Below are 23,751 nucleotides of genomic sequence, written 5' to 3' on the forward strand. Positions count from 1 at the left end.
AGCACCCCGCCGCAACTTACTATTCTGCTGCTTGATTTTTAACGTAACTTACGTATAAGAAGCAGCAGAGTTTCTCGTTAAAATTTCACTACCAAATACTTACTGACACGTTAATTGTGTCAATTCCGCTGAATGGACAACAGTGTAAATCAGGCTTAACATGGATAAAAAACAACACTTTAAACGTCTTCAACATACGTTAATGATTGCATTTCTTGCATTGAGTATTACTCCCCTATCAATTATCGCTATCTTCTTTCTTCAATCGCACAGCCAAGATCTAGCGACTCAAAGTACAGCTCACCTTGTTTCTTTGAGAGACAATAAAGAACAGCAAGTAACAAACTACTTTAAAGCTCGAAAGTCAGAAGTTTTAGGCTTTGCACGTTCAGAATTAGCCAATGCGAGTGGTGGCCGATTTTATGGCTTAATCAGTGCGTTTCCGCATTTAGGCTCATCGATTGAGAATGCGAGAAAAAACGCACAATTAAGGTATATAGAAGGGTCAGGAAATAAGATTCGCACCAGTATTTTGCCAGAATCAGATTCCTATATTGGCAGTGAACGCTATCGTCTTTTGCATAAACGATATCACTGGGCTTACCAAGAGTTACTAAAGCGTTCTGATTTTACCGATATCTTATTAGTGGATATTGATGGTAATGTTGTGTACTCAACTAAAAAAGAAGACAACTACGGTACTAATTTACTCAGCGGTAAATATAAAGGCACCGCACTTGAGCATACGTACAGCAAAGTACGTGAAATGATGGATAAACCAAACAACCAAGACAATATTCCCGTTATATTCTCTGATTTCTCTTACATTAATGATGAAAGTACCGCATGGTTTGCTGCACCTATCGTTCAACAAGGGTACTTACATAGCTTTGCTTTATTTAAATTACCGAATACAGGTCTATCTACGCTGCTAGATAATAAAGAAAATAGTTCAACTAAAACCTATTTTGTTGGTGAAGATTCTTATTCTCGAATTAGCAATAACGACACGAACAAAAACTTAACTCAAAATATAATAGCGGCACTGTCAGGTAAAACTAACGTTGGCAGTTTTATAGATAAAAATGGTCAGAAAGTATTAGCTGCATTTGCTCCAATTAATATTGATAATCATGTTTGGGGATTATCTGTTGAGTTACCTGAAAATGAAGCCTTTGCTCGTATTCAGCAATTAGAGCACATTTTTATTATTGCTATGATCATCGCTATCGTCAGTGTTGTCATCGCCTCTCATTTCTTATCTAACTCAATTACGGCTCCTTTGCTACGTCTTACTTGGGCTGCAGAACGAGTATCCGCAGGAGATTTAGATCAAGATATGATCAGTACCGATAGAAAAGATGAGATTGGCCGTCTTGCGGTAAGTTTTGCACGAATGCAACGATCAATAAGAGAAAAGATTCAACTGATCAAAGCTCAAAATAAAGAGCTAGAAGCAAACCTTGCTATTATCAAAAATAAAAACAGTGAATTAGAAGCCGCTGATAAATTAAAAGATGAATTCTTAGCAACAACCTCTCATGAGCTAAGAACCCCACTGCATGGCATGGTTGGTATTGCAGAAGCTCTTTATACTGGCGCTAATGGCCCTATATCAGCCTCTCATCGTCATCAATTAGAAATCATAATTAATAGTGGTCAACGACTCACTAACCTAGTTAATGATTTATTGGATTATCATAAAATGCGCCATGGTAATTTAGATATTCACCGTCATGTCGCTGATCTTTCTTCTGCCACAAGTCTCGTTCTTGAATTATCGCAGCATTTACTTGGTAATAAACCCATCCGTATTATTAACCAAGTTGATAAATCATTACCTTCTGTTTATGCCGATGAACAGCGCCTTGAGCAAGTTCTGTATAACTTAATTGGTAATGCGATTAAATATACTTCAGAAGGGAAAATTGTTATTTCAGCCAGTGTTGTTGACCAATTCTTGCGTGTGCAAGTGGTTGATACAGGGCATGGGATCCCAGCCGATGAATTAGAACATATTTTTGAACCTCTGATCCAAGCAGGTCATGACTCTAATCGCTACAGACAAGGCTCTGGGTTGGGTCTATCTATTAGTCGTCAACTTATTGAGTTAATGGGTGGTTCTTTATATGTAAGTAGTCAGCCAATGGTTGGTGCTACTTTTAGCTTTACTGTACCTTTAGCCAGTAAAGAACAGATACAACAACATAAATTATTAACCAAAGAAGATATCGCTCATTTCCAAAACCCTGAAAAATTAGAATACAACTTAGATGATCTGACAGAAGAACTCCCAGAGAACCCTGATGGCCCTCTGCTATTAGTTGCTGATGATGAACCTATCAACCTACAAGTATTAAGTAGCTTCCTCAAACTTGAAGGCTATCGCGTGAAAACAGTTAATGATGGTCCTGAAACCCTGCAAGCCTTAGAAGAAGAAAAACCAGAATTGCTTCTCTTAGACGTAATGATGCCAGGAATGAGTGGCTATGAAGTTTGCCAATCAATTAGGCAAACATACAACCACTCCCAGCTGCCTATTATTATGCTCACCGCATTAAATCAAACCCAAGATAGAGTACGAGGCTTTGAATCAGGGGCCAATGACTACTTAACTAAACCATTCAATAAGCAAGAACTGGCCGCTAGAATTAAAGCTCACTTACAAGCCAGCCAAGCTGAGGGAAGGTTGACTGAAAATGACAGACTACAACAAGAGATCCGTCATCGCGAGAAAGTAGAAACCAGCTTACTTGAAACCCAAGGTCATATACTAGGACAGTTAACTCACGCACAAGAAGCCATCATTTGTGCGAAATCTGATGGCAAAATTCAATATGTGAACCAAGCGGCAGCAAAACTTTTCTTACGAACAGAAGAGCAACTGTCTCGATATTCTATTGATGAGTTAATCGCTAAACGCAGCTTAATTGAAAGTGAGCAAAATTATAGAGGTAATATTGACGTCTATATTGATGGTGCAATAAAGCAAATTAATGCTGACCTATTGCATCTTCCTGTCGCTTCAGGCTTATCTATCATGCTTGTGGTGAGCCATAAAAATGAAGCGAGCGATCAACGTATTCATGACTTAGAAAGTGCCGTAGAAGCGCTCTCTGCGTTTGCTTTTGATGGCGATAAACAGAAACTTGATTCTTTATCTATTATGGGGGGCGATATTGCTCAGTTAGCCATTAAAGCCAATGAGAATAAAGAAGATAAAGGAACGATTATGCGAGAGCTCATTGTTGATGGAATGATTTCTGCTCTTCAATATTGGGAAGACTCAACAGGACAAACTAAATTTACTCTTGCAGAGGAAAGTGGGTTATGGCGCGTTTATCTTGATAGAAGCACACTGCAAACTCGAACTTTAGATAAGTACTTACGAGTAGAGTCTTTGCCTAAAACACCGCGATGGCGAACTGTTGTGAGTACATTAGAATATATCCTTACACACTGTAGTGAGCATAACCAAGAAAGAGAAAAACTAATAAGAATAAAGGATAAACTTCAGGCTTTAATCTCATCGAGTTAATCATTAAAGTAATTAAATTAAACCCGTATTTTTATACGGGTTTTTTTTATATCCATACTATTTCACAGCACAAATTAACTGCTTTTACATTCGTTAAAAACAACAAAAAATATAATAAAAAACCGTGTTTTACTCAGTGAAATCTATATTTGTCGTAAGAATGAGAAGCGAATCACAACAAACCTAACCTGATAATTTTAGCGATAAATTTACGGACCTAAGTCACACGTGATCGCAATCACTCTCTATCAAACAAGTAGGAAAACCATATACACATCATAATAAAGGGGGTAAGTACGCACTAACTTTTGCCTTTACAGTACTTCATATATTGAACATGCATCACACTGGTGTTAGTGTGCGAAATATGGGCAAAACATAGGAAAACAACAATTTTAACGTAGCAAAACCCAACTTTGACGTTTTTAACGGGAATCTAAATTGACGTTTTAAGCAGAAAACGTTTTCCTATACATGCCCAAGGCCTACAGACCACTCAAAAACCATGGTAAAGGTAATTTAAAAAATGGATTTGAGGTAAGCCTAAAATGTGTGTTTATCAGATTGATAAAGACGTATATATCGTGAAACTAAAGCAAAGAGTAAGGAACAGCTATGCTTGCCAATATTAAAAAAACTACACTAGCTGCTGCAGTATTAGCAGCAACAACTGGTTTTGCTGCTACAGATGCAGCAGCTCGCAGTGAGCTAACAGTAGTACCTGATTTCTACCCTACAATGATTCAAAACTTTAACCCATACTTAGCAACTAATCTTCGTACAACAACTGATTTTGTTTACGAACCATTAGTTATCTTTAATGAGATGCATGGTAATGAACCAGTAATGCGTCTTGCGGAAGACTTCCGTATGTCTGATGACCTAATGAGTGTAACTTTTGACATTCGTAAAGGCGTTAAATGGTCTGATGGTGAAAAATTCACAGCTGACGATGTTATCTACTCTTACCAACTATTGAAGGACAAGCCAGAGCTTGACCAACGTGGTATTAATAAGTGGGTTACAAAAGTTGAACGTTTGAATGAATACCAAGTTAAATTCAGCCTATCTGAAGCTAACTCAAACGTACCTTATGAAATCTCATTGGTACCAGTAGTTGCAGAACATATTTGGTCTAAAGTTAAAAACCCAACAACATTTACCAATGAAAATCCAGTAGGTACTGGTCCTTTCACTGAAATCGATACGTTTACACCACAACTTTACATTCAGTGTCGTAACCCGAATTACTGGGACAACGATAACCTAGATGTTGACTGTTTGCGTGTTCCTCAAATTGCAAACAACGACCAACTACTTGGTAAAATCGTAAACTCTGAACTGGATTGGACTTCATCTTTCATTCCAGATATCGATCGTACTTACGCTTCAGCAAATCCTAATCACCAATACTGGTACCCGCCATCAGGTACACAAGCATTGATGGTTAACTTTAAAAACCCAGATGCAGCAAAAAATGAAGCGTTAACTAACGTTGAATTCCGTCGCGCTATGGGTATGGCACTTGACCGTCAAACTATCATCGACATCGCATTCTATGGTGGCGGTACTGTCAATGACTTCGCATCTGGCCTAGGTTATGCGTTTGAAGCTTGGTCTGATGAAGATATTCATAATAAATACAAGAAATTCAATACTTACAACGTTGAAGCAGCTAAGAAACAATTAGCTAAAGCTGGCTTTAAAGATGTAAATGGCGATGGTTATGTTGATACTCCATCTGGTAAATCATTTGAGCTTCTAATTCAATCACCAAATGGTTGGACTGATTTCAATAACACAGTACAACTTGCTGTTGAGCAATTAGATGAAGTGGGTATTAAAACAAAAGCGCGTACTCCTGAATTTGCGGTTTATAACCAAGCAATGCTAGAAGGCACATACGACTTAGCTTATACCAACTACTTCCACGGTGCTGATCCACACCTATACTGGAACAGTGCATATAACTCAGCACTACAAGAAGGCGATGGTATGCCTCGTTTCGCAATGCATTACTTCAAAGATGCGAAACTAGATGCCCTACTTGATAGCTTCTACAAAACAGCTGATAAAGACGAGCAAATCGAAATCGCTCACGGTATTCAGAAAATCATCGCTGAAAACCAAGTAACTCTTCCTATTATGTCTGGTGCTTACATGTACCAATATAATACACAACGCTTCACTGGTTGGTGGAACGAGAAGAATCCTAAGGGCCGTCCAAACATCTGGGCTGGTATTCCTGAGCGTCTTCTACACGTTCTTGACCTAAAACCTGTTAAGTAATATGTAACAACTTTTGCGGTGCATATCTTGTGCACCGCCTATTCTCCCCTTCCCTACTAGCTAAAGGATTGGCGCTTGTCGTCAGGGGATTTTGCGTCCTGATTTCCAGGTCAGGCAAATAATATCTGGATGAGTAAGGTGTGAGTTATGGGATTTTTTCTAAGACGTTTATCGTTCTATTTTATTGCGTTGGTCGTTGCTGCAACGATTAACTTTATCATTCCGCGAGCAATGCCAGGTGACCCTGTTGTCATGATGTTTGCGAATGCCACCACTCAGGTAACTCCTGAGCGTATCGAAGCTATGAAACAATTGCTAGGTTTTGTTGATGGCCCTCTTTATCAACAATACTTTATCTACATCAAAAACATTCTAACTTGGGAACTAGGTACTTCTATCAAATTCTACCCTCTAAGTGTAAACACACTATTAGGTGGCGCATTTGGTTGGTCTCTTTTCCTAGCTGGTACAGCAGTTATTCTGTCTTTCTCTCTAGGTTCAATCTTAGGTATTTTTGCTGCTTGGAAACGCGGTAGTGCATATGACACATTTATCTCTCCAGGGATGCTGGTTATTCAAGCCGTGCCGCAAGTGGTTATCGCAATGCTTGCCATGTTTACCTTTGCCGTCGGATTAAAATGGTTCCCTACAGGGTATGCGTATACTCCCGGAGTTATTCCTGACTGGACTAGTTGGGTATTCATAAAAGACGTCGCTTATCATGCCATTCTTCCATTGATCTGTGCTTCAGTTGTTCAAATTGGTGGTTTCTTAATCAACATGCGTAACAACATGATTAACCTGTTAGGTGAAGATTACATCACCATGGCAAAAGGAAAGGGATTAAGCGAAAACCGAGTTGTATTTAACTACGCAGCACGTAACGCAATGCTTCCAAGTGTTACCGCTCTATCTATGTCTCTTGGTATGGCTATTGGTGGTCAACTTATCGTTGAAATTATCTTTAACTACCCAGGCCTTGGTTCAGTATTGTTTAATGCAATTACGTCTCGTGACTACCAAGTTCTTCAAGGTCAGCTACTTATCATGACTCTGTTCATGTTGTTCTTTAACCTTCTTGCTGACATGTTATACGTTGTTCTAGACCCTCGCCTACGCAAGGGAGGAAAATAATAATGAAAGGCTTAATTAAACTTCTTTCTGGTAACCCTAAGTCACTGTTTGGTTTAGGTATCCTATTCATGTTTATCTTTGTTGCTGTGTTCGCCCCATTTCTTAGTGACCACGCTCCAGATAAACGCACAGGTAAACCACATGAATACCCAAGTTTCGTTGTAACGTCTGCACAAAACAACCCAGATGGTTGGGTTTCTGAAAACTTAGCAACTGACCGTCGTACATTATTGATGTCTAAAAAGGCAGACCACGTAATGGGAACGACACGTATGGGTCGTGATGTTTGGTCTCAACTTGCTCATGGTGCTCGTGTATCACTAGCGGTTGGCTTTAGTGCAGGTTTAGTGGTGTGTTTCTTAGCAACTGTTATCGGGATCTCTGCGGGTTACTTCGGTGGCAAGGTTGATGACATCTTAACGGCTGCAATGAACATCATGCTGGTTATTCCTCAGTATCCATTGTTGTTCGTGCTTGCTGCCTTTATTGGTGAAGCTGGCCCTATGACCATAGCCCTCATAATCGGGTGTACGTCCTGGGCTTGGGGCGCACGTGTAATACGCTCTCAGACCTTAGCATTACGTGAAAAAGAATTTGTAAGAGCTGCTGAAGTACTAGGTGAATCATCATGGCGCATCATCTTTGTTGAGATTCTGCCAAATCTTATCTCAATCGTAGGTGCAAGTTTCATTGGCTCTGTAATGTACGCAATTATGATGGAAGCAACGATTTCATTCTTAGGTCTAGGTGACCCAAGTACGATTAGCTGGGGCATCATGCTGTACAACGTGCAAACGTCTTCATCTATCTTAATTGGCGCATGGTGGGAACTAATCGCTCCTTGTATGGCACTGACTCTTCTAGCTGTCGGCCTTGCAATGCTTAACTTCGCTGTTGATGAAATTGCTAACCCACAACTTCGTTCTCACAAAGGAATGAAACGTTGGAAGAAATTAGCCACTCAAGATACGAATGAACGTAAACCAGATTTAGCTAAACCAGTATTAAATTGGAACAGGGAAGATTGATATGACTGACCCACAAATTTCTATCCGCAATCTATGTGTGGATTACATTACTGAATCAGGTGATGTGCGTGCTGTAAACAATGTGAGTTTTGACATCGGTAAAGGTGAAGTCTTTGGTCTAGCTGGTGAATCAGGTTGTGGTAAATCAACTATTGCATTCTCTTTAATGCGCCTACATAAGCCGCCAGCATTCATCACCGGTGGTGAGGTTATATTTGATGGACAAGACATCTTAAAATATAGCGACCCACAAATGCAGGCTTTCCGTTGGAGTGAGATGTCAATGGTATTCCAAAGTGCCATGAACGCATTAAACCCAGTACTTCCGATGGAAGAGCAGTTTTGTGATGTAATCATGCGCCATACCACAATGACTCGTGAGCAAGCAATTACTCGCGCTCAAGGTTTATTGGAAATTGTTGATATTCATCCGAGTCGTTTAAGTGATTATCCTCACCAATTCTCTGGTGGTATGCGTCAGCGTTTGGTTATTGCAATTGCATTAGCACTAAACCCTAAAATGATCATCATGGACGAACCAACAACGGCACTAGATGTTGTGGTTCAACGTGAGATTTTACAGAAAATTTATGCGCTAAAAGAAGAGTTTGGTTTCTCTATTCTATTCATTACGCATGATTTATCACTAATGGTTGAGTTCTCAGATCGTATTGGGATCATGTACTCAGGTGAATTGATCGAGGTTGCTTCTTCAAAAGAGATCTTAACCTCTCCTTACCACCCATATACAAAAGGGCTGGGTAGTTCATTCCCACCACTAACGGGACCAAAAACAAAATTAACAGGTATCCCTGGAAACCCTCTTAATTTATTAGAGATTCCGCAAGGTTGTCGCTTCCAGTCTCGTTGTGATCGTGTACACGAAGCATGTCGTACGATTCCTACGCAGCTTCGTCAGATTGAGCCTGGTCACTTGTCAAATTGCCACCTTTATGGTGAGACAATTGCACAAGCAAAAGCATAAAACGGATTTTCTGGAGTAAATTATGAGCAAAGCATTTGGCGAACTACTGATTGAAGGCAAAAATCTAGTTAAAGATTTCCCTGTAAGTAGTAACGCACTTAAAAACCCAATGATGCGAGCAATCAACGACGTATCATTCAAGATGTACAAAAGTCGTGGTCTTTCTGTTGTAGGTGAATCTGGTTCTGGTAAATCCACCACTGCAAAAATGATCGCAAAAATGTACGCACCAACAGACGGCGTTATTGAATACAAAGGCCGTGATATTCAAGATATCGTTAAGAAAAATGATCTCATGAAATATCGTGAAGGCGTACAAATGGTATGGCAAGACCCATTTGGTTCTTTAAACCCAACCCATAATATTTTCCATCATATTGCTCGACCACTTCTTATTCATAAGAAAGTCACATCTGGCAATCAAAAAGAACTTGAAGATCGTGTTTATGATCTTCTAGAGCAAGTTGGTTTGATCCCACCAAAAGAAACCGCGGCTAAGTTCCCGCACCAGCTTTCAGGTGGTCAACGTCAACGTGTCAACCTTGCTCGAAATATTGCTGTAGGTGCTGAAGTTGTTCTTGCTGATGAGCCTACATCAATGCTTGATGTTTCTATCCGTGCAGGTGTTCTTAACCTAATGGAAGAGATGAAGTTTGAGAAAGAAATGTCTCTACTTTACATCACGCACGATATCGCAACCGCTCGTTATATCGCAGAAGATCTCGCGGTAATGTACGTAGGGCACATGGTTGAATGGGGTGACACTGATGAAATTATTCACGATCCTCAGCACCCATATACACAGCTATTAGTGTCAGCGGTGCCAGATCCAAGCAAATCGATCCACACCAAGTTGAAGGGAAATAAAGGGGAGATCCCTCTTTGGACTCCAGAATCAGCAGGCTGCCCATTTGCTGGCCGTTGTACTCACGTAACAGAAAAATGTAAAGAACGTATGCCTGGCATAACAAAACTGTCAGACAACCATTTTGTTCGTTGTTACTTATACGAAAATTAATTTCATTAGTAATATCGAACAGCAGTAATTGGTATTTTGGAGAAATAGATGCAACTGTTAACTAACCATATTGGATATGAAACAAACGGACCGAAATCAGCGGTATTATTGGCTACCACTGCCCTAGCGCAGCCAATCTCTGGTCAAATTGTTTGTACTCAAACACAACAGGTAAAACACCGTTTTTCTATTTCTTCATCAAACCAAGTTGCTCATTGGCATCAAGGTTACTTTGCTGAGATTTCATTTAATGAATTCTCAGAACAGGGAGAGTTCATTCTTGTAATCGAAGGGGCGATTTCTCATCCTTTTATTATCAAATCAAACCTATTAATGAGTCATACATTCTCTGATGTTATGCACTACTTTAAATCGCAACGTTGTGGTGGAATTTTTGATAAACAAGATAAGAAAGCTCCTGTATTAAACAGTAATGAAACCGTCGATGTTCATGGTGGTTGGTACGACGCATCTGGTGATGTAAGTAAATACTTCAGTCACCTTTCTTATGCTAATTACTTAAACCCTCAACAAATTCCAATGGTTGTTTGGAATATGCTGAAAGGGCTTGAATTAACTCAAAACCTATCGAGTTTTGCTGCATTCTCTCGCACCCGTCTCACGGAAGAGGCATTGTTTGGTGCTGACTTTTTAGTTCGAATGCAAAATCCGACAGGTTTCTTTTACATGACCGTATTTGATAAGTGGAGTAAAGATATCAATCAACGTGATATCTGTGCTTACGCGACTCAAGAGGGTCTGAAATCTGATGATTACCAAGCAGGTTTCCGTCAAGGTGGAGGAATCGCAATTGCGGCTCTTGCTTCTGCTGCTCGCTTAGATATTGATGGTGAATTTACTAGTGAAAACTATTTAGACGCAGCGGTAAAAGGTTATTGGCACCTAAAAGAACATAACCTTAATTATTTAAATAATGGCGAAGAGAATATCATTGATGAATATTGTGCTCTTCTTGCTGTTATCGAGCTATTCAAAACAACTCAAGATAATGCCTTTTTACTGGAAGCTCGTTCATGGGCAGAAAGATTATCAGCTCGCCAACAAAGTGATGAGCAGCAAAGCAACTTTTGGTCTGCAACTCAAAATGGCGAACGTCCTTATTTCCATGCAGCAGAAGCTGGTCTTCCTGCGATTGCACTATCTCAATACTTAGAAATAGAAACTGACAATAGCCGTAAAGCTCATACTCAATTAATTATCAACAAAGCTGTTGAATTTGAATTAACTATCTCTTCAGAAACATTCAATCCATTTGGTTATCCAAGACAATACGTTAAGCCGGTTAAGGGTAAAAAACGCAGTGCCTTTTTTGTCGCTCATGACAATGAATCTGGCTACTGGTGGCAAGGAGAGAATGCTCGCCTAGGTTCGTTAGCGAGCATGAGCTATTTAGTCCTACCTCATATTACTTGTACTGATATTAAACAGAAATTAGAGATCTTTGCTCAGAATAATTTGAACTGGGTATTAGGATTAAATCCTTATGATATGTGTATGTTAGATGGCCATGGTCATAACAACCCTGATTACCTTCCTCATCTTGGTTTTTTTAATGCTAAAGGTGGTGTTTGTAATGGCATTACTGGTGGTTTTGATGATGAAGAAGATATCGCTTTCAATCCTGCACCACACGGTGAAGATATGCTACAAAACTGGCGTTGGGGTGAACAATGGATCCCTCACGGCGCATGGTATTTATTAGCAATTATGACTCAATCATCTTACCAAGCGAAACTAGGAGAATAGTCATGAGCTATTTATATGTTGGAATTGATGGTGGTGGTACTTCTTGTCGCGCTCGAATTCGCAATGCACAAGGTGATTTATTAGGTGAAGCTAAAAGCGGCAGTGCCAATATCTTATTAGGTATTGAAGTTGCAATGGATTCAATCATTACTGCGATTACCCAAGCGGCAGCACAAAGTAAATTATCACAAAATGATTTTGCCACAATGCACGTTGGCCTTGCCCTTGCTGGTGCAGAGCAAAAATCAGCTTGGCATAAATTTATGCAATTAAAACACCCTTTTGCCTCAATGACATTAAACACAGATGCTTACGGCGCATGTTTAGGTGCCCATAAAGGCAAAAATGGAGCAATCATGATAGCTGGAACTGGCTCTTGTGGTATCTACATCCAAGATGGTCAACAGCATGTTGTTGGCGGTCGAGAGTTTCCAATATCAGACCAAGGTGGTGGCGCAATTATGGGCCTTCATTTAATTCAAAATACGCTTTTGGCTTCTGATGGTATAAAACCTATGACAGCTCTAACCGAGCATGTATTAGCGCATTTTAATCATGATATCGATAGCATCGTTGATTGGTCTAAAACGGCTCGCCCATGCGATTACGGACAGTTCTCTCCAACTATCTTCGCTCTTGCGTTAAAAGGGGATGATCTTGCTATTGAGCTGTTACAACAAACAGCCAGTGATATCGAAATGTTTTTAACGGCTTTAAATAAGAAAGGCGCAACACAAATTGCGTTAATGGGAAGTATTGGTGAGCGCATTGTTGAGTGGTTATCCCCTTCTATTCGCCAATATTTAGTACAACCACAATGTGATGCGATTGAAGGTGGCATCATGATGGCAGGAAAAGCAGAACATAACCTGTTCTAGCATTTTATAAGGAAAAGATGATGGATTATCGTGTAGATCTTGTTGTTTTGTCAGAAAAAGACAATCTAAGCCGCTTTGGCTTAACGTTACACAATTTAAGCGATGTGGATCTTCATCATTGGCAGTTTCATTTTACGATTGATCGCTTCATAGCTCCGCACAGTAATACTCAAGGTACTTTAGAGCAAATCGGTAGTTTCTGTAAGCTGATTCCAAATGCTAACCAAGTACTGAAAGCAAACAACCATTACTATGTAGAATTCAGCATTGGAACGGCCCCTTTTCGTTTTATTTCTGATGGTCTTGATGATGCAGCTATATTCATTACCGATAGCGAAAAGCCTCAATTTTTAGAGGTTTCAATCTCTCCAATAGTATTAGCATCACCACACACGGAACGCACTCAAATACCAAGAGTTGCACCTGCTGAATTATCGTTAATTCCAAAACCAGAATCAGTACAACGCCTTGATGGGTTATTTAATTTAACGAACTCCTCACTTGAGATTCAAACTCATTTAGCAAAAGGCCCTGCAACATGGTTAAGTGAAGAGTTAGAGGTAATTACATCAAAAAGTCATCCTCTTAGTGATAATGGACAGATCCTATTTATTGCTAATCCAACACTAGATAGAGGGGCTTACCAAGTCTCAGTGGTGGAAGATAAAATCACACTCCATGCTGGTTCAAATGAAGGTTTTGCTCATGCTTGCGCTACATTACTGCAATTAATTAATGAAAACACACAACTAGTACCATGTGTAAAAATTAAGGATCAACCACGCTTTCATTACCGTGGCATGATGCTAGATTGCGCAAGACACTTCCATCCGCTTGAACGAGTAAAGCGTTTAATCAATCAATTAGCTCAATATAAATTTAATGTATTCCATTGGCACCTTACCGATGATGAAGGCTGGCGCGTTGAGATCAAAGCATTCCCAGAGTTAACTCAAATCGGAGCGTGGCGTGGACCTGACCATCTTTTAGAGCCTCAATATACGCATGTTGCTCGCTCTCATGGTGGTTTTTACTCACAAGAAGAAGTCAAAGAAGTGATCGCTTACGCTGAATTACGTGGCATTACCGTGATCCCAGAAATCGATATTCCTGGTCACTGCCGCGCAGCAATCAAAGCATTACCTCATTTATTAGTTGATACCGAGGATCACTCAAATTACCGCAGTATCCAACATTACACAGACAATGTTCTTTCTCCTGCATTAGAAGGAACTTACACCTTTATTAATACCGTATTAGAAGAACTTGCTGAGCTATTTCCTGCTCCCTTTATTCATATTGGCGCAGATGAAGTACCAAAAGGCGTTTGGACAGACAGCCAAAAATGCCAAGAACTAATGGAACAACAAGGCTATAGCGATCCAGTAGAGCTTCAAGGCCACTTACTTCGTCATGCCGAAACAAAATTAAAGCAACTCGGCAAAAGAATGTTGGGATGGGAAGAAGCTCAACATGGTAATAAAGTCAGTAAAGATACCGTTATTTACTCTTGGTTAAGCGAAGAAGCGGCACTTAATTGCGCTAAACAAGGCTTTGATGTGGTACTTCAACCTGGACAAACGACTTACCTAGATATGGCTCAAGATTATGCGCCTGAAGAACCAGGGGTAGATTGGGCTAATGTACTTCCTCTTGAAGATGCATATAACTATGAACCATTAGCAGAACTTGCTGATAACGACCCTATTCGTAAACGAATTCTTGGCATTCAATGCGCCCTTTGGTGTGAAATCATCAATAACCAAGAGCGTATGGACTACATGATTTTCCCACGCCTTTTAGCAATGTCTGAAGGTATGTGGACACAAAAACAACACAGAAACTGGACAGACTTTTTATCAAGGTTAAATGGACGATTACCAACCCTAACACGTCAGGGTATTAATTTCCGTCAACCATAAGTCACCCAATTATTAGTATTTTAGTTAAGGATAAAACAATGAAATACGGCTTTTTTGATAACGATAACCGTGAATATGTAATCACTCGCCCTGACGTACCAGCTCCATGGACTAACTATTTAGGCACAGAAAAATTCTGTACGGTTATTTCTCATAATGCTGGCGGTTACTCTTTCTATAACTCTCCAGAGTACAACCGTGTTACTAAATTCCGTCCAAATGGCACATTTGATCGCCCTGGACACTATGTTTACTTGCGTGATGATGAAACTGGCGATTACTGGTCTATCTCATGGCAGCCTGTTGCAAAAAGCTTAGATGAAGCAAGCTATGAAGTTCGTCACGGCCTGTCTTACTCTAAGTTCAAGTGTGATTACAACGGCATTGAAGCAACAAAAACCTTATTTGTTCCAAAAGGTGAAGACGCTGAAGTGTGGGATGTGGTTATTAAGAATACTAGCGATAAGCCTCGTGTTATCTCTGCATTCTCTTTTGTTGAATTCTCATTCAGCCATATCCAATCAGATAACCAAAACCACCAAATGTCATTGTACTCTGCTGGTACGTCTTACAATGAAGGCGTGATCGAATACGATCTTTACTACAACACCAATGATTTTGAAGGTTTCTACTACTTAGCATCTACGTTTGATCCTGATTCATATGATGGCCAACGTGACAGCTTCTTAGGCGCATACCGTGATGAAGCAAACCCAATTGCGGTTGAAAAAGGTCAATGCTCTAACTCAGCACAAACCTGTTACAACCATTGTGGTTCTCTTCATAAGCAATTCACTATTCAACCGGGTGAAGAAGTTCGTTTCGCTTACGTACTTGGTCTAGGCAAAGGCAACGGTGAGCGTCTACGTCAAAAATACCAAGATGTAGCTAATGTTGATGCTGCTTTCCAAGAGATTAAAGATCACTGGAGTGAGCGTTGCGATAAATTCCAAGTTAAATCACCAAACGAAGGTTTGGATACAATGATCAACACTTGGACACTATATCAAGCAGAAACTTGTGTGGTTTGGTCTCGTTTTGCTTCATTCATCGAAGTGGGTGGACGTACTGGGCTTGGTTACCGCGATACCGCTCAAGATGCGATCTCTGTACCTCACGCTAATCCAAAAATGACTCGTAAACGTATCGTAGACTTATTACGTGGCCAAGTAAAAGCCGGTTACGGTCTACACTTATTTGATCCTGACTGGTTCGATCCTGAAAAAGCAGACGTTGTTCCATCAAAATCACCAACAGTGGTTCCTACTCCATCCGATGACGATAAGATCCACGGCATTGAAGATACCTGTTCTGATGACCATTTATGGATTGTTCCGACGATCATCAAATATGTAATGGAAACTGGTGAACATTCTTTCTTTGACGAAGTGATCCCATACGCTGATGGCGGTGACGCAACAGTTTATGAGCACATGAAAGCGGCGTTAGATTTCTCTGCAGAATACGTTGGTCGTACTGGTATTTGTAAAGGTTTACGTGCTGACTGGAATGACTGTTTGAACTTAGGTGGTGGCGAATCATCAATGGTTTCATTCTTACATTTCTGGGCATTAGAAGAATTCTTAGATTTAGCTAAATTCCGTAACAATGATGCTGATATCTCTAAATACTCAGAAATGGCAGCTAACGTACGCGAAGCGTGTGAAACTCACCTTTGGGATGAAGAAGGCGGCTGGTACATTCGTGGTCTAACCAAAGATGGCGACAAAATTGGTACAGCACAGCAAACTGAAGGCCGTGTTCATCTTGAATCAAACACATTAGCGGTTTTATCTGGTGCGGTATCTCAAGAGCGCGGTGAGAAAGCGATGGATGCTGTTGATGAGAACTTATTCTCTGAATACGGTTTACACCTAAATTCACCTTCATTCTCAACACCAAATGATGACATTGGTTTTGTTACTCGTGTTTACCAAGGCGTAAAAGAGAATGGCGCAATCTTCTCCCACCCAAACCCATGGGCTTGGGTAGCAGAAGCAAAATTAGGTCGTGGTGACCGTGCAATGAAATTCTATGATGCACTAAATCCATATAACCAAAATGACATGATTGAAAAGCGTGTTGCAGAACCATACTCATACGTACAGTTTATCATGGGTAAAGATCATCAAGATCATGGCCGTGCTAACCACCCTTGGTTAACAGGTACTTCTGGTTGGGCTTACTTCGCGGTAACTAATTTTATTCTTGGTGTTCGTGCTGGCTTCGAAGGCTTAACGATTGATCCTTGTATTCCAACTAATTGGCCTGAGTTCTCAGTGACTCGTCAATGGCGTGGTGCTACATACAATATTCAAGTTAAGAACCCTAACTCAGTAAGTAAAGGCGTTCAATCAATCACGATTAATGGCGAAGAAGTTAATGGCGCAGTCCCTGTTCAAGCAGAAGGCAGTGTGAATAACGTTATCGTAATCATGGGTTAAGTACGTTTAATTAACGCTTAATTTAAATGATAAAAGTAAGGAGCTTATAGCAAGCTCCTTACTCTAAAAGGAATTTACAATGATTCAATTTGGTACTGGCGGATGGCGTGCTTTCATTGGTGAAGAGTTCACTAAAGACAATGTACGTCTTGTCGCACAAGCGTTATCTAATATTATGATCAATGAACAAGCGCAAGAAAAAGGCTTTGTTATTGGCTATGACCGCCGCTTTCTTTCAGATAAAGCAGGTAAATGGTTTGCTGAAGTCGTCGCGGCAAACGGTATTAAAGTTAGCTTTATTGACCGATTCGTTCCAACCCCGATTGTTATGTTTCAAGCAAAAGAGATGGGATGTATTTACTCGGCTTGTATTACTGCCTCTCACAACCCTGCAGATTACAACGGTGTTAAAGTCTTCATTGAAGGCGGACGCGATGCTGATGAAATAATCACTCAAAAAATTGAACAACAAATTGCTCATTTAACGCAGCAAGATGTAAGCAGTGTTGATTTTGAAGAAGCGCTAAACGATGGTTGTATTGAGATAATTAATCCAATGAACGCATTCGTTGATTCCATCGTTAACTTTATCGATATGGAAGCCATTAAAAAAGCGAATTTACGCGTACTGATCGACCCTATGTTTGGCGTGGCAAAAAATGCTCTACAAACCGTATTAATCAGTGCTCGCTGTGATGTTGATGTTATCAATGACGGTGAAAACCCTTCATTTGGTGGTCTAATGCCATCGCCTAACGCAGCAACATTATATCGTTTAAAACACTTGGTTGCTCATGATGGTTATGACATTGGTATTGGCACCGATGGTGATGCTGACCGTCTAGGTATCATTGATGAGAAAGGTAACTTTATTCATCCAAATGAAGTGCTATTGCTACTTTATTATTACCTACTTGAGTACAAAGGTTGGAAAGGTTCTGTTGTTCGTAATATTGCTACTACTCACCTACTAGATAAAGTCGCAGCCGATCATGGTGAAAAGAGCTTTGAGGTTCCGGTAGGCTTTAAGCATATCAGTTCACAAATGGAAGCGGATGATTCTTTACTTGGTGGTGAAAGCTCGGGTGGCTTAACTATTCGTGGTCACATTAAAGGTAAAGATGGCGTATTCGCTTCAAGTTTACTCGTTGAAATGATCAGTGTGACGGGTAAAAAACTCTCTGAAATGCTTGATGAAATTTATGCTAAATATGGTTATGCCTACACTGCCGAAGGCGACTGTACATTCAAAGCAAGTGAAAAAGAAGCGCTGTACAATAAAATTTATATTGAAAAACAACTGCCTGAATTTGAACATGAAATTGAAAAAGTGAGCTATGAAGATGGCGCTAAAGTTTATTTCAAAAATGGTGGCTGGGTAATTGCTCGATTCTCAGGAACAGAGCCGTTACTAAGAATTTTTGCTGAGATGGAAGACCAATTAACAGCAGAAAAAGTATTGAATGAAATGAAAGCTTTCCTTTCTCTTTAGTTTCCAATGTATTTTTAATAAAAATACACTTCTAAAGACTTAACCCAGCTAATTCTTGAGTCGATTAGCTGGGTTCTTTTTATCTAAAAGCTTAATTATTTTCTTGAAGGAATACGATTGGACAATGAGGCTTAATCTCAACTCTTACCTTTTCACCATTAGATAAAGAGTCATTAGAAACACCAATCAATTGCGTCCCATCATCTTCAATCACATATCGGCACGTATCACCCATAAATTGTAATTCTTTAACAATAGCACTGCCTGATACGTCTCTATATAACGTAATATTTTGTGGGCGAAGTAAAACATCGGCTTTCTTATTTGCATCTTCAGTACTACGACCACAAGAGATCAAACCAACCGCAGTTTCAATGTTTCCATCATTGCCAATCATACCTGAAACATAAGAGCCACCACCTAAGAAATCAGCAACGAAACGACTGTTTGGTGAATAATATAAGTCATTAGCACTGCCAAATTGCTCTATCACACCATGGTTCATTACTGCTAATTTATCAGAGAAAGCAAATGCCTCTTCACGGCTATGAGTAACGAAAATAGCCGTCACGCCTTGAGCTTTAAAGATACGGCGGATCTCTTTGATTAAATCGTGACGAACCTGTGTATCGATATTAGAGAATGGTTCATCTAATAACAGAAGATCAGGCTCACTGGCGAGTGCTCTTGCAATCGCGACACGCTGCTGCTGACCACCCGATAGTTGATGAGGATAACGATCACCAAAGCCACTTAAGTGCACAAGATGAAGCATAGATTCTACTTTATCTATTGCTCGCTGCTTTTCCCATTTCTTTAAGCCAAACCCGATATTTTCGCTTACCGTAAGATGTGGAAACAACGCATAATCTTGAAAGATCATACCTATATTTCGCAGCTCTGGCGGCAACCATGTATGACTGCCGGTAATAACTTTACCATTAAGATTCATCTCACCTTCAGATAGAGGCAAGAGACCTGCAATCGCTTTTAGAAGAGTAGTTTTTCCGCAGCCACTCGCACCTAGCAAACAAACAATTTCACCCGATTCAACGTCTAAAGAGAGCTGAGATAAAATATCCTGATCATGATAGCGACAGGTTAAATTAGATATAGATAATGCAGAATTCATTAATGCTGTTGCTCCAAAGAACGGTTAACAATGATCAATGGGATCAATCCAACCAATACCAATAATACCGCAGGCATTGCTGCAATCTCTAATTGCTCATCAGAAGCAAAATTAAATACATAAGTGGCTAGTGTTTCAAAGTTAAATGGGCGTAATAATAAGGCCGCATTTAACTCTTTCATGGTTTCAATAAAGACTAATAACCCAGCAATCAAGCAACCCCGACGAATTAATGGAAAATGAACTCGACGTAACATAGGCCACGTTCCACAACCTAAAGTGCGCGATGCCATATCCAATGACGGTGGAATTTTATTTAAATTACTTTCAATCGAACCAATCGCAACCGCTGAAAAGCGAGTCACAGATGCAAAAATTAACGCAAAGATTGAGCCTGAGAAAATTAAACCAACCATCCCAAAACCCAGTTGTTTTGAAATATCATTAACTAAATGATCCAAACCAATCATAGGTAACATTACACCAATCGCTAGCACTGTTCCGGGAACTGCATAACCAAGTGATGCTAAGCGCATCGGGAGCACACTCCACTTACTGCTAGGTTGCAGACGGTGTAAAAAATTAACCACGATGGCAATAATTACAGCAATGATCGCCGCAATAGATGAGACATATAAACTATTGACTGCATACTCTTGAAACTCTGCCGTCCAACTCTCTTCAAAGTAATGAAAAGAATAACTAATGAGCTGCAATAATGGAAAAATAAAAGCAATCGAGACTAATCCCCAGCACCAAGTGAATGCGCCCCACTTTTTCCAACCATGAAGTTCATATTGAAACTCTTCGTTGGTATTAAACTTCTCTTGGAACATTTTTTGTTTACGACGGCTATAACGCTCACCACTGATCAACAATAAAATACCCATCAACATAAACGCTGACACTTTAGCTGCGGCATTCAAATTCGAATAACCTAACCACGTATCATAAACCGCCGTCGTTAATGTATTTACTGCAAAATAGCTAACCGTACCAAAATCCCCTAACGCTTCCATCGCAACTAAAGATAAAGCAACCGCAATAGAAGGTCTTGCTAGAGGTAGCGATATGCGTTTAAAGCTCTCCCAAGGAGTACATTTTAATAATCGCGCCGACTGTAGCAAACTGATGTTTTGCTCCATAAATGCAGCACGAGCAAGTAAATATACATATGGGTATAGCACCAAAGACATTACAAGAATGGCACCAGTTAAGGTTCGAATATCTGGGAACCAATAATCACCGTAAGATTGCCATCCAGTGATATCGCGGAGTAATACTTGGATTGGTCCTGCAAAATCAAGCCAATCGGTATAGATATATCCCACAATATAAGCTGGCATAGCCAAAGGAAGAACTAAAGCCCATTGTAAAACTGACGAGGAAGGTATACGACACATGGCCATAAACCATGCAGAAGGGACACCTAAAATTAAGGAAAAGAACATCGCACCAAAGACTAATAACACCGTATTCAGCGTATAGGTTGGTAATACGGTATTAAACAGATGAGTAAAGATATCATCTGTATTACCTAGTGCGGTATATAGGATCGCTAAGATCGGCAAAACCAGTAGTAGAGATACACTCCAACTACTGGTTTTCCAGAATAATAATTTTTCTTTCATTGCCTAAACTGCAAGGCTCTTTTTAAAATGGTGAGGTATTGTTACCTCACCAATAGTAAATATCAAATTAAAGATCAAATTTAACTTCATCTAAAAGTTTAATCGCTTTAGTGTGGTTATCTGCAATCGCATCTAAAGATAGCGTATCTGCTTTGAAATCACCCCAAGATGCAACTAACTCAGAACGCTTAACACCAGGTTTTACTGGGTATTCGTAGTTCACTTCAGCGTACATACCTTGTGCAACATCACCCGTTAAAAACTCCATTAATTTCAAGGCATTGCCTTTATTAGGTGCGTATTTAGCCATTGCCATACCACTAATATTTACGTGAGTACCATCAGTGTTTTGGTTAGGGAAGTTAATGTATACAGACTCAGCCCATGCAACTTGCTTAGGATCATTAACCATTTTACCTAGGTAGTAACTGTTACCTAAAGCAACATCACAAAGACCTTCTTTAATTGCTTTAACTTGTGCACGGTCATTACCTTGTGGCTTACGAGCAAGATTATCTTTTACGCCTTCTAGCCATGTTTTTGTTTCTGCTTCACCATGATGAGCAATCATTGATGATACAAGAGAAACATTGTAAGGGTGCTTACCGCTACGAGTACAAATTTTACCTTTCCACTCTGGGTTTGCTAAGTCAGCGTAATCAAAATCAGCACCTAATTTACCAACACGGTCACGAGATGAATATACGTTACGAGCACGTAGAGTTAATGCGAACCACTCATCGTCTGAATCACGGTATTGAGCAGGAACGTTAGCATCAATCGTTTTGCTATCTACTGGTTGTACTAGATTTTTATTTGTTAGTTCAGCAAGACGGCTAATATCAGTTGTTAAGATAACATCAGCAGGACTTAATTCACCTTCTTGAGCTAGCTTTTCAGCCAAGCCTTTTTTAGCAAATTTCACGTTAACTTTAATACCAGTCTCTTTGGTAAACTCTTTAAACATTGGCTCAACCAAGAAAGGTTGACGGTAAGAGTAAACATTGACTTCTTCAGCAGCCATAACACTTGGTGCAAACATACCTGCGATTAGTGCAGAAACTGATAATAACTTTTTCATGATATTCCTTTAAATTTTTCTAGTTACAAATGGTAATAAGAATACTTATCAATATCGCTATTATACAAAGCAATTATTAAATGGCAATGATCTCACGCATTATTTACTAAAAAAGCCTCAACACAGACGGTGTTGAGGCTTCATATTTTGTAAATAAATATTAATAATGTTATTTATTTCACACTAACAAACTCTGGATAAGCATCTATTCCACAATCGTGAACATCCATCCCTTCAAGCTCTTCATCTTCTGTTACTCGGATCCCCATGGTTGCTTTTAATATTGCCCAAACCACAAGACTTGCACCAAATACCCAAGCAAAGATAACGACAGCTCCAAACAGTTGAGCGCCAAACGTTGCATCTGTATTATTTAGTGGAACTATCATCAAACCAAATAACCCACATACACCATGAACTGAAATAGCCCCCACTGGATCATCAATCTTAATTTTATCAAACCCAACAATACTAAAGACAACCAATGCACCAGCCACAGCACCGACACTCACGGCGGCCAATGGAGACGGGGATAAAGGATCCGCGGTAATCGCTACAAGCCCAGCTAATGCACCATTTAATACCATAGTTAAATCCGCTTTGCCCCACGTAGTTTTACACACGAATAACGCTGTGATGGCACCAGCTGCTGCTGCTGCATTGGTATTTAAAAAGATTTGGCCAACTGTAGTTGCATTCTCAAAGTCTGAAATCATTAATTGAGAACCGCCGTTAAATCCGAACCAGCCAAACCATAAGATAAAGGTACCTAATGTTGCCAGTGGCATATTAGAACCAGGAATTGGGTAAATTTGACCTTTCTTACCGTACTTACCTTTACGAGCACCAAGTAATAGTACGCCAGCTAATGCGGCTGAAGCACCAGCCATATGAACAATACCAGAACCGGCAAAGTCACTAAATCCTGCTTCAGATAAGAAGCCGCCACCCCATGTCCAATACCCTTCCATTGGATAAATAAAGGCCGTTAAAATGGCAGAGAACACAAGAAAAGACCAAAGTTTCATACGTTCAGCCACGGCACCAGATACCACTGACATCGCTGTAGCAACAAAAACCACTTGGAAAAAGAAATCCGATTCTAATGAATGATCAGCCCCTTCTGATTGAGTACCAATTAAAGCACCAATAGAAGGCATGATCCCACCCGCTGTATTATCGACATACATGATGTTATAACCGACAACTAAATAAGTTGTACAAGCAATCGCATACAAACATAAGTTCTTAGTTAAAATTTCAGTGGTATTTTTTGAGCGAACTAAACCGGCCTCTAACATGGCAAAACCTGCTGCCATCCACATGACTAAAGCACCTGACATTAAAAAGAAAAAGGTATCTAAGGCATAACGAAGTTCTGATACTGTTGTTGAAAGTTCCATAATATTGTC

At 39.9% G+C, this 23,751-nt stretch carries 15 protein-coding genes; 11 read left to right on the plus strand and 4 right to left on the minus strand.

From position 1 onward, the window contains the following. Positions 1–160: 160 nt before the first annotated feature. From ED622_RS17220 to ED622_RS17270, 11 genes are all read left to right on the plus strand, one after another. Complete coding sequence (locus ED622_RS17220; RefSeq protein ID WP_122036200.1) at positions 161–3,538, plus strand: response regulator; 3,378 nt, start codon at positions 161–163, stop codon at positions 3,536–3,538. 615 nt (positions 3,539–4,153) lie between these two features. Continuing rightward, on the plus strand, positions 4,154–5,827 hold the full coding sequence (locus ED622_RS17225) for an ABC transporter substrate-binding protein (protein ID WP_122036202.1): 1,674 nt from the start codon (positions 4,154–4,156) through the stop codon (positions 5,825–5,827). A gap of 147 nt (positions 5,828–5,974) precedes the next feature. Then, entirely contained in the window at positions 5,975–6,961 is a 987-nt protein-coding gene (locus tag ED622_RS17230; RefSeq protein ID WP_122036204.1) for an ABC transporter permease, read from the plus strand. Positions 6,962–6,963: 2 nt separating this feature from the next. After that, positions 6,964–7,989: an ABC transporter permease gene (locus ED622_RS17235; RefSeq protein ID WP_122036206.1), complete on the plus strand. Its 1,026-nt coding sequence runs from the start codon at positions 6,964–6,966 to the stop codon at positions 7,987–7,989. 1 nt (position 7,990) lies between these two features. Further along, a complete protein-coding gene (locus ED622_RS17240; protein ID WP_060994148.1) occupies positions 7,991–8,974 on the plus strand; it encodes an ABC transporter ATP-binding protein in 984 nt (327 codons plus the stop codon). Positions 8,975–8,996: 22 nt separating this feature from the next. Continuing rightward, on the plus strand, positions 8,997–9,992 hold the full coding sequence (locus ED622_RS17245; protein ID WP_122036208.1) for an ABC transporter ATP-binding protein: 996 nt from the start codon (positions 8,997–8,999) through the stop codon (positions 9,990–9,992). Between the two features lie 48 nt (positions 9,993–10,040). After that, the gene (locus ED622_RS17250; RefSeq protein ID WP_122036210.1) at positions 10,041–11,759 is read left to right on the plus strand and encodes a glycoside hydrolase family 9 protein; all 1,719 of its coding nucleotides are present in this window, start codon (positions 10,041–10,043) and stop codon (positions 11,757–11,759) included. A 2-nt stretch (positions 11,760–11,761) separates the two neighbouring features. Next, positions 11,762–12,637 carry an N-acetylglucosamine kinase gene (locus ED622_RS17255; protein ID WP_122036213.1) on the plus strand — a complete coding sequence of 292 codons (876 nt, stop codon included), beginning with the start codon at positions 11,762–11,764 and terminating at the stop codon, positions 12,635–12,637. A 20-nt stretch (positions 12,638–12,657) separates the two neighbouring features. Continuing rightward, positions 12,658–14,559 carry a beta-N-acetylhexosaminidase gene (locus ED622_RS17260; protein WP_162922565.1) on the plus strand — a complete coding sequence of 634 codons (1,902 nt, stop codon included), beginning with the start codon at positions 12,658–12,660 and terminating at the stop codon, positions 14,557–14,559. Positions 14,560–14,597: 38 nt separating this feature from the next. Then, entirely contained in the window at positions 14,598–17,003 is a 2,406-nt protein-coding gene (locus ED622_RS17265) for a GH36-type glycosyl hydrolase domain-containing protein (protein WP_122036217.1), read from the plus strand. 79 nt (positions 17,004–17,082) lie between these two features. Continuing rightward, positions 17,083–18,495 (plus strand): phosphoglucomutase/phosphomannomutase family protein, encoded by a 1,413-nt coding sequence (locus tag ED622_RS17270; RefSeq protein ID WP_122036219.1) that lies wholly within the window; start codon positions 17,083–17,085, stop codon positions 18,493–18,495. Positions 18,496–18,586: 91 nt separating this feature from the next. Here ED622_RS17270 and ED622_RS17275 read toward each other — a convergent pair whose 3' ends face one another. The 4 genes from ED622_RS17275 to ED622_RS17290 form a co-directional block, all read right to left on the minus strand. After that, positions 18,587–19,627, minus strand: coding sequence for an ABC transporter ATP-binding protein (locus ED622_RS17275; RefSeq protein ID WP_122036221.1), 1,041 nt, complete (start codon positions 19,625–19,627; stop codon positions 18,587–18,589). Then, on the minus strand, positions 19,627–21,258 hold the full coding sequence (locus tag ED622_RS17280) for an iron ABC transporter permease (protein WP_122036223.1): 1,632 nt from the start codon (positions 21,256–21,258) through the stop codon (positions 19,627–19,629). Before ED622_RS17280 ends, ED622_RS17275 begins: the two co-directional genes overlap by 1 nt. Before the next feature lie 67 nt (positions 21,259–21,325). After that, entirely contained in the window at positions 21,326–22,339 is a 1,014-nt protein-coding gene (locus tag ED622_RS17285; RefSeq protein WP_122036225.1) for a Fe(3+) ABC transporter substrate-binding protein, read from the minus strand. Positions 22,340–22,512: 173 nt separating this feature from the next. Continuing rightward, positions 22,513–23,742, minus strand: coding sequence for an ammonium transporter (locus ED622_RS17290; protein WP_122036227.1), 1,230 nt, complete (start codon positions 23,740–23,742; stop codon positions 22,513–22,515). Between the last annotated feature and the right edge of the window lie 9 nt (positions 23,743–23,751).

It is taken from the genome of Aliivibrio sp. EL58, from assembly GCF_900312675.1.
Taxonomy (GTDB): Bacteria; Pseudomonadota; Gammaproteobacteria; order Enterobacterales; family Vibrionaceae; genus Aliivibrio.

Excerpts from the sequence above, each read along its gene's own strand:
- ED622_RS17220 (WP_122036200.1), top strand. The coding sequence starts at position 161 with ATGGATAAAAAACAACACTTTAAACGTCTTCAACATACGTTAATGATT.
- ED622_RS17225 (WP_122036202.1), top strand. The coding sequence starts at position 4,154 with ATGCTTGCCAATATTAAAAAAACTACACTAGCTGCTGCAGTATTAGCA.
- ED622_RS17230 (WP_122036204.1), top strand. The coding sequence starts at position 5,975 with ATGGGATTTTTTCTAAGACGTTTATCGTTCTATTTTATTGCGTTGGTC.
- ED622_RS17235 (WP_122036206.1), top strand. The coding sequence starts at position 6,964 with ATGAAAGGCTTAATTAAACTTCTTTCTGGTAACCCTAAGTCACTGTTT.
- ED622_RS17240 (WP_060994148.1), top strand. The coding sequence starts at position 7,991 with ATGACTGACCCACAAATTTCTATCCGCAATCTATGTGTGGATTACATT.
- ED622_RS17245 (WP_122036208.1), top strand. The coding sequence starts at position 8,997 with ATGAGCAAAGCATTTGGCGAACTACTGATTGAAGGCAAAAATCTAGTT.
- ED622_RS17250 (WP_122036210.1), top strand. The coding sequence starts at position 10,041 with ATGCAACTGTTAACTAACCATATTGGATATGAAACAAACGGACCGAAA.
- ED622_RS17255 (WP_122036213.1), top strand. The coding sequence starts at position 11,762 with ATGAGCTATTTATATGTTGGAATTGATGGTGGTGGTACTTCTTGTCGC.
- ED622_RS17260 (WP_162922565.1), top strand. The coding sequence starts at position 12,658 with ATGGATTATCGTGTAGATCTTGTTGTTTTGTCAGAAAAAGACAATCTA.
- ED622_RS17265 (WP_122036217.1), top strand. The coding sequence starts at position 14,598 with ATGAAATACGGCTTTTTTGATAACGATAACCGTGAATATGTAATCACT.
- ED622_RS17270 (WP_122036219.1), top strand. The coding sequence starts at position 17,083 with ATGATTCAATTTGGTACTGGCGGATGGCGTGCTTTCATTGGTGAAGAG.
- ED622_RS17275 (WP_122036221.1), bottom strand. The coding sequence starts at position 19,627 with ATGAATTCTGCATTATCTATATCTAATTTAACCTGTCGCTATCATGAT.
- ED622_RS17280 (WP_122036223.1), bottom strand. The coding sequence starts at position 21,258 with ATGAAAGAAAAATTATTATTCTGGAAAACCAGTAGTTGGAGTGTATCT.
- ED622_RS17285 (WP_122036225.1), bottom strand. The coding sequence starts at position 22,339 with ATGAAAAAGTTATTATCAGTTTCTGCACTAATCGCAGGTATGTTTGCA.
- ED622_RS17290 (WP_122036227.1), bottom strand. The coding sequence starts at position 23,742 with ATGGAACTTTCAACAACAGTATCAGAACTTCGTTATGCCTTAGATACC.